An 11,309-nucleotide genomic window follows, 5' to 3' on the forward strand; every position below is an offset into this window, starting at 1 on the left:
GCCGTTATCAAAAGAGGGACACCGTATGAGGTGAGATTGAACAATATTTAGAGCAAAGCACTTGTTTTACTCATAGATTTCGGTTGGGGGTAGACGCCATTCACCCCGGCTACGGTTTTCTCTCTGAGAACGCCCAGTTTGCCCAACAGGTAAAAGAAGCCGGCATCACGTTTATTGGCCCCTCGCCAAATGCCATTGAGCTCATGGGCAGCAAGCTGGCCGCCAAAGCCGCGGTGGCGCAGTACAACATTCCTATGGTGCCCGGTACCGAGTACGCCATCACTGACCTGGAAGAAGCCAAAGTGATTGCCACCAACATCGGGTTTCCTATCCTGATCAAAGCCAGTGCGGGCGGTGGCGGAAAAGGCATGCGCGTGGTAGAGCGGGTCACCGAATTCGAGGAGCAGATGCAGCTAGCCGTGAGTGAGGCAACCTCCGCTTTCGGCAATGGGGCGGTCTTCATTGAGAAATACATCGGCTCGCCGCGCCATATTGAGATACAGGTGCTAGGCGATACCCACGGCAACATTGTGCACCTGTTTGAGCGGGAATGCTCCATTCAGCGGCGGCACCAGAAAGTGATTGAAGAAGCACCCTCGGCGGTACTTACCCCAGAGCTGCGGGCCCAGATGGGCCGTTGCGCCGTAGACGTGGCCAAAGCCTGTGACTATGTGGGCGCCGGTACCGTTGAATTCCTGTTAGACGAAAACCTAAACTTCTTCTTCCTGGAGATGAACACCCGTTTGCAGGTGGAACACCCGGTTACGGAGCAAATTACCGGGCTGGACTTGGTGAAAGAGCAAATCAAAATCGCGCAGGGCGCGCCCCTCTCCTTCTCCCAAAAAGATTTATCCATCAACGGGCACGCGTTGGAACTGCGCGTCTACGCCGAAGACCCTACCAACAATTTTCTCCCGGACATTGGGACGCTTACCACCTACAAACGCCCGCAGGGCTTAGGCGTGCGCGTGGACGATGGCTTTGAGGAAGGAATGGAGATTCCCATCTACTATGACCCCATGATTGCCAAGCTGGTCACCTTCGGGAAAGACCGCCAGGACGCCATTGACAAGATGATACGCGCCATTGATGAGTACCAGATCACCGGCATAGAAACCACCTTGCCCTTCGGGCGATTTGTGATGGAACATGAGGCATTCCGTTCCGGCAACTTTGACACGAAGTTCATCCAGCGTTACTTCCAAGACCCATCGGTTCTCAAGCCCGCCCCTTCTCAGGAAGAAGCCGAAATAGCCGCTGTCCTGGCCGCCCTGTTCGCCGGACAGACCAAGGAAACATCGACCTCAACGACACCTGCAACCCCCACCTCCGCCATGTCAGACTGGCGCAAGAACCGACTGAAGTAAACTATTCTTATGCAACCTGAAGCCCTGCGTTTTCAGCCTATTTTCTGGAAAGTAGGCTGAAAACGCAGGGCTTCGTTATAGTGAAAAGAGTTGTGCGTAGAGTTAGCGGCAGCGCTCTACGCACTAAAGGAAAGCCAATCTCCTGATTGGCAAAATGGGAAGGTTGTTGGCACAGACGCTACGAGGTCTTTTGGAGCAGACGGTATAGCGTTGCCAAAAACTCCCCTCCTATTGTAGGGGAGGTGCCCGGAGGGCGGGGTGGTACATTTTGCAGATTACCCTGTAAACTAGGATTCCGTTTTAGGCCCGCTTTTTAAAAAGTGGGCCTAAAACGGAATCCTAGTTTTTTCTAGCCTTTGTGTTTACATCAAATCAAAGAGGTTCTTCACCCCTAAGAAACGTTCTTTCGTGAAACCTTCCCCGTAGGTGGTGCCAATGGCGTGGCCAAACTCCAGCGCGCGGGCTTCAATGAACCGTACAAACTCTGGGGAGGAAATGTAGGTAGCGGGCTCATTGCTGTGGGGGCTATCCTGCGTGAAGAACTGGGTTTTAAACGCTCTGATCGCCTCTATTTTCTTCTCCCAGAAGGGGGTGATGTCTACTACCAGGTCTGGGGTAATGAAACGATCCTGTATGTAATGGTAGACTGCTTTGGGTCGCCAGGGCTGCTGCTCGGCTCCGTTTTGATCCTGCGTTTTGATTTGCCGCAACCCTGCGTAGAAACAAGCCTCAGATACCAATTGGCTGCCCCGCCCATGGTCTGGGTGGCGGTCATGGATGGCGTTCATCAGCACAATCTCTGGCTGGTACTTCCGGATGGCTTGAATGACTTTCCGCTGGTGTTCTTCATCGTTCCGGAAAAAGCCATCAGCTAACCCCAGGTTCTCCCGGGCATCTAATCCTAAGATTCGGGTAGAATCAGCAGATTCCTGGGCGCGGGTTTCCGGGGTTCCTCTGGTTCCCAGTTCGCCGCGGGTAAGGTCTACTACGCCTACTGTTTTTCCTTGGGCTTTATGGGCTAAAAGAGTGCCAACGCAGCCTAGCTCGGCATCATCTGGGTGGGAGGCAAACGCCAGTAAGTCAAGCTTCATGTAAGGTTTTATTTGATACGAAGACTACGCCCAATCTTTAAGGTAGTTCTGGTGCTGATGTTGTTGAGGCGGGTGATCTGGGAAACAGACACGCCGTATTTACGGGCAATGGAGCCCAATACCTCGCCGCTTCTTACTTTGTGGTAAACTACCCTCCTGGCACGGCTGGCCTGCGACGAAGATTTCTTTTTGGTTTTGTTGTAGTAACTGAAGAGTGCCGAGGTGATTGTGAAGTTTTCACCCTTTAGAAGATACTCAGGAAAGTCATAGAGTTCTTCGGGGTCAATGGGGTTTCCGGCATAGCGCACCTCGTAGTGCAAGTGGGGCCCGGAAGAACGGCCCGTGCTACCGCCCCAGCCAATCAGTTCCCCCGCTTTCACGTATTGTCCTACTTTGGCAATTGGTTTGCTCAAGTGACCGTACAGCGTTTCTAGCCCGTTCACGTGGCGTACCACCAGGTAGTTGCCGTAGCCGCCCCCGTCCCACTTGGATACCCTGATAACCCCGTCAAAGGCAGTTTTCACAGAGTCACCGGTGTCTAAGTCTAAGTCAGTACCGTAATGCCAGCGGTAGCCCCTAAACCCAAAATCTGAGGTGACAGGGGTTTTGACCAGGGGCATCTTGTAGGGGTGCTGCTTATCAAAGAGCCTCAGGTTGACCGTATCTTTGAGTTGGCGGCCGTCTTTGCGGTAGGGGTTCAGGTTTTGCGTGTCCCAAATGGCGTAATAAGCCGCAATCTTCACCCAGGCACTGTCATCCATCTGAATCTGCTCAGACATCTCCACTATGCTTTGCTCTCCCAGGTGCAAAGAACTGGTATCTTCGCTTACAATGGAGAGTTTGCGCACTGGGCTAAACTCTGCCCGGTTGGGCTTATCTTTGTCTTGTAACGTCTCTTGCTTAACCACCACCGCCGTGTCTGGCTTCACGTGGTTTATTTTGGGAGACTTCCTTCTGTATTCTTTCGTGTTTCTTTTTCTCTGCGCTTCGGCCAGGTGCCCAGAGAGGGTGAGGCTTGCGAACAGCAGAAAAAAAAGTAGCTTTCTTAGATACATTTAATCTGATTAATCACCAAAGCCCAAATTCCTTGGGTTTGGCTTTAGAACTGAACAAGCCCCTATTTTATTGCCTTGGCAACCCATAGGGGCTTGTTCTTCCTTTATTTTCTAATCCTCCAGCGAGGCTAAATACCGCTCGGCATCCAGGGCAGCCATACAACCGGTACCCGCGGCGGTCACCGCCTGGCGGTACACGTTGTCCTGCACATCGCCGCAGGCAAATACCCCGTCAACGTTTGTTTTAGACGTACCCGGAATGGTTTTGAGATAGCCGCTTTCATCATGCTCCAGGTAAGGCTGGAAGATTTTGGAGTTGGGCTCATGCCCAATAGCCACAAAGAAGCCATTCACGGCAATGTCTCTGGTCTCGCCGGTGGCGGTATCTTTGATGCGGGCTCCTTCCACCCCGTGCTCCCCCAGGATTTCCTCGGTCACGCTGTTCCAGAGAATCTCAATGTTGGGCGTGTGCTTCACGCGGTTCTGCATGATGGTGGACGCCCGCATTTCATTTCGGCGTACAATCATGTACACCTTGGAGCACAGGTTGGAGAGATAATGCGCCTCTTCGCAGGCGGTGTCACCGGCGCCCACAATGGCTACGTCCTGGCCGCGGTAAAAAAATCCGTCGCACACGGCGCAGGCAGAAACCCCGCTGCCGTTCAACCTTGATTCTGACTCCAGTCCCAGCCATTTGGCCGAAGCTCCGGTGGCGATGATCACGGTATCGGCTTCAATTTCTTTCTGCTCGTCAATGGTCACTTTGTGCGGCTTACCGGAGAAATCTACCGAAGTAGCAATGCCATAGCGAATATCGGTGCCGAATTTAGCGGCCTGCTGACGGAAGTCTTCCATCATCTGCGGGCCATTTATGCCGGAAGGATACCCGGGGTAATTTTCAACGTCGTTGGTAATGGTCAACTGACCACCGGGCTGTAAGCCTTGGTACATGACCGGTTTTAAACCGGCACGTGAGGCGTAAATGGCGGCAGTATATCCGGCCGGGCCGGAACCTATGATCAAACACTTTACGCGCTCCTTTTGGTTTTCCATATCAGGTAATAATTTGGGAGTGCAATATTACGAATTATTTTAAAGACAGCGGCAGAGGTACCCATTGCCTGTTCCTGCAAATAAAAGTTATCCAATAGGCTACTTTGAAAAAAAGGCCTATATGCCTAGAAAGAAAACTTATGGCCTCTGCTAAATAGAACAAAATAGAGGAAGGAAGAATTCTCTGAGGCCGGAACAATCTTTAGACAAGGAGTACGGCCGGTGGTTTAAAACGGCATTTCTGTTTTAAGCCTGTTTTGTTAAAAAGGGCTCTAAAACAGAATCATACCAGCCCTTCCGCAGAAAGCCTCACCCTAGCTTCTCTCCAGTAGAGCGTTTTGGGGCTGTTTTCCAGAAAACAGCCCCAAAACGCGGAGACCTGTGAGGTCTCCAAGACCTCACAGGTGTAGAGTAAACTGGCGCGAGACTCTCGTCTCATGACCGGGGATGAAGCGAGTTTCCCGACTCGCCGGGAACGACCAGCAGGATGGCGGAACGTCAGATTATAAAATAGGGCCCCAGAAAAAGCAAAAAGCCTTGGACTCTATTGAAACCAAGGCTTTCATGCTTCTCTGCTAAACTTATCCTAAGTAAGGTTTTAAGGCCTTGCTGCGGGAAGTATGGCGTAAACGACGGATGGCTTTCTCTTTGATCTGACGTACGCGCTCGCGGGTGAGGTTGAATTTCTCGCCAATCTCTTCTAAGGTAAGGGAGTGTTCCCCGTTCAATCCAAAGTAAAGGGTGATCACATCTGCTTCGCGTTTGGTTAGGGTAGAAAGGGCGCGTTGTACTTCCTTGCGCAAGGAGTCGTTCATGAGGCCGGTGTCCGGAGACTCTTCGTCTTCGTTTTCCAAAACATCCAATAAACGGTTTTCCTCGCCCTGCACGAACGGGGCATCTACGGACACGTGACGGCCAGAGATCTTCAAGGTATCTACTACCTCAGCGGTAGTCAACTCCAATACTTCGGCAATTTCCTCAGGAGACGGCTCCCGCTCAAACTTCTGCTCCAGTTCTGAGAAAGACTTGGAGATCTTGTTTAAAGAACCTACCCGGTTCAAAGGAAGACGCACAATCCGAGACTGCTCGGCCAAGGCTTGCAGAATAGACTGGCGAATCCACCAAACGGCGTAAGAGATGAATTTGAAGCCGCGGGTTTCGTCAAAGCGTTTGGCGGCTTTGATAAGACCTAAGTTTCCTTCGTTGATCAAATCGCCCAGGGAAAGGCCCTGGTTCTGGTATTGCTTTGCCACCGACACCACGAAGCGAAGGTTGGCTTTGGTTAATTTTTCGAGGGCGAACTGGTCACCTTCTCTAATGCGCTGGGCAAGCGTTACCTCCTCGTCTGGGGTGAGCAAGTCCACCTTGCCAATTTCCTGTAGATACTTGTCTAAGGACTGGCTTTCGCGGTTGGTAATCTGCTTGCTTATTTTCAGCTGTCTCATTGGAGTGTATTTCTATCTGTGTAAATCTCTGATTTGGTTGGCTGTTGGGATAACACTCTCCCCCGCTCCAAAAGTTCTCTATAAATGAAAACACCTGCTAACTTGCGTGGTTTCAGGCCTGTTTTCATAAATTAACCCCAAAACCCGACCAGACACGTTCTCTTGCAAGACGCGTTTGGCCGGGTTAAAAAGAGGTTTCTTGCTTAGTCCTTTTTAGGAGCAGACTCGGGGCGCTCTGGCCGGGGCAGCAACGCTTTACGCGAAAGCTTGAATTTACCGGTTTTAGGGTCAACGTCCACCAGTTTCACCTGGATTTCCTCGCCTAACTCCAGCACGCCTTCCATGCTTTCCAGACGCTCCCATTTCACCTCAGAGATGTGCAACAGACCGTCTTTGCCGGGCATGAACTCTACAAACGCGCCGTACGGCTGAATGGATTTCACTTTACCAAAGTAGGTATCGCCCACTTCCGGCACCGCTACAATGGCTTTGATTTTAGAGACCGCCATTTGCATGGCATCTTGGTTCGTGGCGAACACGTTCACGTAGCCTTTGTCGTTTTTCTCTTCAATTTGGATAACTGCCCCAGAATCACGTTGGATCTGCTGGATTACTTTACCACCCGGCCCAATGATAGCCCCAATGAATTCTTTTTCAATGATGATGTTGGTAGAACGTGGGGTATGTGGTTTGAAGTCGGCGTTTGGCTGCGCGATGGTTTTGTTCATCTCACCTAAGATGTGCAACCGTCCGTTTCTGGCCTGGGCCAAGGCCTGGCCCAGGATTTCAAAGGAAAGACCTTTCACTTTGATGTCCATCTGGCAAGCCGTGATGCCTTTGGAAGTACCGGTCACTTTGAAGTCCATGTCACCCAAGTGATCTTCGTCACCCAGGATGTCAGAAAGAACCGCGAAGTTGCCAGATTCCTCGTCCATGATCAAGCCCATAGCGATACCCGAAACCGGTGCTTTGATTTGAATACCGGCATCCATCAAGGCCAAGGTTCCGGCGCAAACCGTTGCCATGGAAGAAGAACCGTTAGATTCCAGAATGTCAGAAACAATCCGGATGGTGTAAGGGTTCTCGTCTTCGGCTGGCAACACTTTCTTCAACGAACGCATAGCCAGGTTTCCGTGTCCTACTTCTCTACGGCCGGTACCGCGCATGGGCTTGGCTTCACCGGTGGAGAACGGCGGGAAGTTGTAGTGCAGCATGAACTTGTTGTAGCCCGAGAACATGGCGCCGTCAATCATCTGCTCGTCTAATTTGGTACCTAAGGTCACCGTGGTCAACGACTGGGTTTCACCGCGGGTGAACACGGCAGAACCGTGCGCCGACGGCAGGTAATTCACTTCTGACCAGATAGGACGGATTTCATCCAAGGCACGACCGTCCAGACGACGACGCTCTTTCAAGACGGCATCACGTACGGCTTCTTTTTCGGCATCATGGAAGTATTTTCCAATCAACGTAGAATCATAGGTATGATCCTCGGGCAGCGATGCTACGAACTCTTCTTTGATGGCTTTGAAGGCAGCCTTACGCTCCGCTTTCACGTTGTTACCAGAAGCGGCAACTTCATAAGCTTTGTCATAGACCGCTTTGAAGATCAATTCTTTCAGCTCCGCATCATTGGTTTCATGGCTGTACTCGCGCTTGGTGGTTTTGCCCACTTCCTGGCCTAACTCCACCTGCACCTGTACCTGCATTTTAATAGCTTCATGCGCTACGCGGATGGCTTCCAGCATGTCTTCTTCAGACACCTCACTCATTTCGCCTTCCACCATGGCGACGCTGTCGGCGGTACCACCTACCATCAGGTCAATATCGGCGCGCTTCAGGTCAGACAACAAGGGGTTGATCTGGAACTGGCCGTCAATCCGGGCTACGCGCACCTCAGAGATGGGGCCGTTGAACGGAATATCAGAAACCGAAATGGCGGCAGAGGCGGCCAAAGCAGCCAAAGCATCTGGCAACACTTCCGCGTCAGCGGAGATGAGGTTGATGATGACCTGGGTTTCGGAATGATAGTCGTCTGGGAACATAGGCCGCAGAATACGGTCTACCAAACGGCTGATCAGGATTTCATAGTCAGAAAGGCGGGCTTCTCTTTTCAGGAAACCGCCCGGTATTTTACCGGAGGAGGCAAATTTCTCCTGGTAATCCACTGACAAGGGGAGGAAATCTACCCCTTCGCGGGCACCCACGTTAGATACTACCGTGGCCAGCAGCATGGCATTTCCGCATCTCACCACTACAGATCCGTCTGCTTGTTTGGCAAGCTTGCCGGTCTCAATGGTGATATCACGGCCGTTGGCCATGCGGATTGTTTTGGTTATAGCGTTATATGACATCGTTCTTGAAATAAGAGGCATTCAAAGTAAAAGGCACCCAAAGGCAGAGAGCCAAGGGCGCTAAATGCAGGAAAGGAAAGCGGAGGCAATAAAAAAGATTAGGGAATCCAATAACCGAATTCCCTAATCTTTTTCTGTGAATTATTTACGTATGCCTAGTTCAGCAATGATAGCGCGGTAACGCGTGATGTCAGTCTTAGTAAGGTAATTCAGGAGTCTTCTTCTCTTACCAACCAACTTCAAAAGACCCAAACGGGTGGAGAAGTCTTTTTTGTTTGCTTTCAGGTGGTCTGTCAGGTGGTTAATCCGGGCAGTAAACAGGGCGATTTGTGATTCAGCAGAACCGGTGTCGGTGGCTGACTTTGAAAAACCGCTGGTTTGGAAGATTTCTTTTTTCGCTTCGGTAGTTAATTTCATTGCGTGTAACTGTACTTGTCTATTTATCGCAGTTCAGAATATAAGGCGCAAAGTTAGCAAACAAACCCTATAATTCAAATATTTTACCGGAATAAAGAGGGGTAATTTCTTTTATTGGGCCTTAACAGATCTAAATCTAGCCGTCAGTTTGCGCCAGAAGTCAAATTCCAGCAGGTTAGAATCATTGCGGGCCTGGTACAGGAAGAAAAGGCCCACAGGGAGCAAGATGAGGTTGGCCGCCCACATGCCCATTACCACCGGCGCCACTCCTTCGCGGCCCCATTTCTCCCCCAAAATGCTGAGTACGTAGTAGACAATGAAGAAGGCGATGGAAATAATCACCGGCATGCCCAAGCCCCCCTTCCGGATGATCGCCCCCAGCGGGGCCCCAATCAGGAACATGATAAAGCAGGCAAACGCCTGGGTGAACTTACGGTAGATTTCTATTTCGTAGTTATTCCGTTCCCGTTGGATGGTGGTTAACCGGGAGGCGTAGGAGCTGGTGTAACTTTTTACGTTGCGGGCCGCGTTGGCCGCCGTCTGCACATCCTGCAGGGTTATCTCTGGGGTAAACCTCTGGGGCGGTACCTTTATTTTGCTTGTGTCACTGAATTGAAGACTGGAGAAGTGCGAGTAAAAAGGGCGCACGTTGGGCTCCAGCAAAGTAGTTTCTTTGTCTATCTGTTTCTGCAGCGAGTCTGTTACCTGGGTTAGCTGGTCAATGTTTTTCATCATCTTGTTATCAGCGAACCATTGGGAATTACTGCGGGTCATCTGGAAAGAGGACAGATTCACCACAATCTTGTTTTTGGTGAACGCCTGCCGCAGATAGCCCGTGGTCTGCCCAAAGCCGTTGGAGCTGCTGGGTTTTTCCTCGGCGAAGGTTTTGCCATTGAACATTTCCAGTACCAGATACTGGTCATTGAACTGGGTGTACATTTTACCGGAGTCTGCCAGCATGACCACGGCATTCCCCTGTCCGTTGGAATGGTCGTAGATCATGATGTCTTTCAGGGTCTGTCCGTCTTCAAACTTCTTGCCTACCCTAATGCTGCGGTTGGGCAACCCGTTATAGAAAGCGCCTTCCTTTAAATCCAATGACGGTTTTTTCTGGCGGATGTCCCACATGAGGCTATACGCTTTCAGGTTGGCCCTGGGCACAATGGTGTTATGGAAGAAGAAAGCGGCCACCGTGAGCACCACGGCAAAAAAGAAGACCGGCCGCAGGGCCCTCACCAACGAAATGCCAGAGGTTTTGATGGCTGTGAGTTCATGGTGTTCCCCCAGGTTGCCGAAGGTCATGAGGGAAGAAAGCAGGATGGCCAACGGAAAGGCCATGGGGGCCAGGTTCAGGCTGAAGTAAAACAACAGTTCTGAAATAACCCCCACGCCCAGATCTTTCCCTATCAGATCATCCAGATACTTCAGGATAACCTGTAGCAGCAGAATAAATTCTACAACGGCAAAGGTGAGAACGAAAGGCCCCAGAAAGGACTTAAGAATAAGTTTATCTAATTTTTTCATGTAGTGCTACCGCTTCCTTCAGCACCGGCCGTAAGGTACAGAGCCCGCTTTACTGGAAAAGTGGCCAAATTTACGAAAAGCGGCGCAAAGGCGGACTATCCTCCTATCAACTCCCGCAGCGTTAATACCTGGTTGTCCCAGAGCTCGGTCAGTTGTTCAACGTCTCCCACATCTGTGTAGTCTACCACCCGCAGAAATTGTTCCTGGGTCAGTTCCCCAGACTCAATGGAAAAGTCTATGTAGCTGTAGTCATGCGAAGCCCCTTTGTTACTGCCCGGAAACGTGAACCTGACCGATTTGTTCATTCGGTGGCTGGTCATTTCCGCAATATGGTCTTGGTTGTCCCAGATGAGGTTGTACTTCCGGTCTCCTATCTGCATGGCGGCATCACACAACCACTGGGCCAAGCCAGACGCGGTACTCAGGTAAGGGTACAGCATCTTGGCCGATGCGTTTAGAGGATACTCTCTCACAAACTTTATTTTACTCATAAGACAATAAAGCTAAAAGGTAAAGGGGTTAGTAAAGGTTGGGGGGCGGATATGTTCTCAATTAAAGGAAAATATTTTATACAAAAAAACTTGTGTGGTTATAATTCTTATTCCTACTTTTGCAGCATCAAAAACGGCGGGGTAGCTCAGATGGTTAGAGCGCAGGATTCATAACCCTGAGGTCGGCAGTTCGATTCTGCTCCCCGCTACAAAGCTCCACCAGTGTGGAGCTTTTTTTATTTCCCCTTCCATTCTTTCTACCCCCGCCCGCCCACGAGGCTCCCGCCAGGGGTTAGATCTTGTTTGCCGTTATTTTTTGAAAAAGACCTGCTAATCGCTGGTAGGTAAAACTTCTTCAGAGCTTGTTTGAATTTCAGGTTTGCTGGCGAAAATGGCCAGAGAAAGGTTCTGCGGAAGCGTTTTTGAGCAGCGCTACGGGGCGACTCAAGCGCGAACGCAGGTTCTTTTTATGGTTGTTTGCAGCACAAAGATGAAATTTAAACAAGCTCTCA

9 protein-coding genes, 1 tRNA gene and 1 pseudogene are annotated in these 11,309 nt (G+C 50.7%); 3 read left to right on the plus strand and 8 right to left on the minus strand.

What is annotated here, in order from left to right; all coding sequences use genetic code 11:
• Window positions 1-38: 38 nt before the first annotated feature.
• Window positions 39-1,367 (plus strand): annotated as a pseudogene (locus HHO50_RS12770) (acetyl/propionyl/methylcrotonyl-CoA carboxylase subunit alpha); the annotation flags it as partial.
• Between the two features lie 362 nt (window positions 1,368-1,729).
• Here HHO50_RS12770 and bshB1 read toward each other — a convergent pair.
• From bshB1 to trxB, 3 genes are all read right to left on the minus strand, one after another.
• Entirely contained in the window at window positions 1,730-2,458 is a 729-nt protein-coding gene (bshB1, locus tag HHO50_RS12775) for a bacillithiol biosynthesis deacetylase BshB1 (protein WP_181306455.1), read from the minus strand.
• Between the two features lie 8 nt (window positions 2,459-2,466).
• Entirely contained in the window at window positions 2,467-3,513 is a 1,047-nt protein-coding gene (locus HHO50_RS12780; protein ID WP_219921543.1) for a M23 family metallopeptidase, read from the minus strand.
• A gap of 111 nt (window positions 3,514-3,624) precedes the next feature.
• Entirely contained in the window at window positions 3,625-4,566 is a 942-nt protein-coding gene (gene trxB, locus HHO50_RS12785) for a thioredoxin-disulfide reductase (RefSeq protein ID WP_181306456.1), read from the minus strand.
• A 447-nt stretch (window positions 4,567-5,013) separates the two neighbouring features.
• On the opposite strand from trxB, the gene HHO50_RS21320 reads away from it, so the two are divergent.
• The gene (locus HHO50_RS21320) at window positions 5,014-5,145 is read left to right on the plus strand and encodes a hypothetical protein (protein ID WP_255478727.1); all 132 of its coding nucleotides are present in this window, start codon (window positions 5,014-5,016) and stop codon (window positions 5,143-5,145) included.
• Between the two features lie 2 nt (window positions 5,146-5,147).
• Here the strand turns inward: HHO50_RS21320 and HHO50_RS12790 are convergent, their stop codons facing one another.
• The 5 genes from HHO50_RS12790 to HHO50_RS12810 form a co-directional block, all read right to left on the minus strand.
• A complete protein-coding gene (locus tag HHO50_RS12790) occupies window positions 5,148-6,011 on the minus strand; it encodes an RNA polymerase sigma factor RpoD/SigA (RefSeq protein ID WP_048920485.1) in 864 nt (287 codons plus the stop codon).
• A gap of 203 nt (window positions 6,012-6,214) precedes the next feature.
• Window positions 6,215-8,365 (minus strand): polyribonucleotide nucleotidyltransferase, encoded by a 2,151-nt coding sequence (gene pnp, locus HHO50_RS12795; protein ID WP_181306457.1) that lies wholly within the window; start codon window positions 8,363-8,365, stop codon window positions 6,215-6,217.
• Between the two features lie 141 nt (window positions 8,366-8,506).
• Window positions 8,507-8,782, minus strand: coding sequence for a 30S ribosomal protein S15 (rpsO, locus tag HHO50_RS12800; protein WP_181306458.1), 276 nt, complete (start codon window positions 8,780-8,782; stop codon window positions 8,507-8,509).
• A 111-nt stretch (window positions 8,783-8,893) separates the two neighbouring features.
• Complete coding sequence (locus HHO50_RS12805) at window positions 8,894-10,306, minus strand: LptF/LptG family permease (protein WP_181306459.1); 1,413 nt, start codon at window positions 10,304-10,306, stop codon at window positions 8,894-8,896.
• A gap of 95 nt (window positions 10,307-10,401) precedes the next feature.
• Window positions 10,402-10,797, minus strand: a complete 396-nt coding sequence (locus tag HHO50_RS12810; RefSeq protein WP_181306460.1) for an START-like domain-containing protein — start codon at window positions 10,795-10,797, stop codon at window positions 10,402-10,404.
• A 135-nt stretch (window positions 10,798-10,932) separates the two neighbouring features.
• Between HHO50_RS12810 and HHO50_RS12815 the strand changes: the two genes are divergently transcribed.
• Window positions 10,933-11,006 (plus strand) — tRNA-Met (locus tag HHO50_RS12815).
• Window positions 11,007-11,309: the final 303 nt, after the last annotated feature.

The organism is Rufibacter sp. XAAS-G3-1, assembly GCF_013623775.1.
GTDB lineage: Bacteria > Bacteroidota > Bacteroidia > Cytophagales > Hymenobacteraceae > Nibribacter.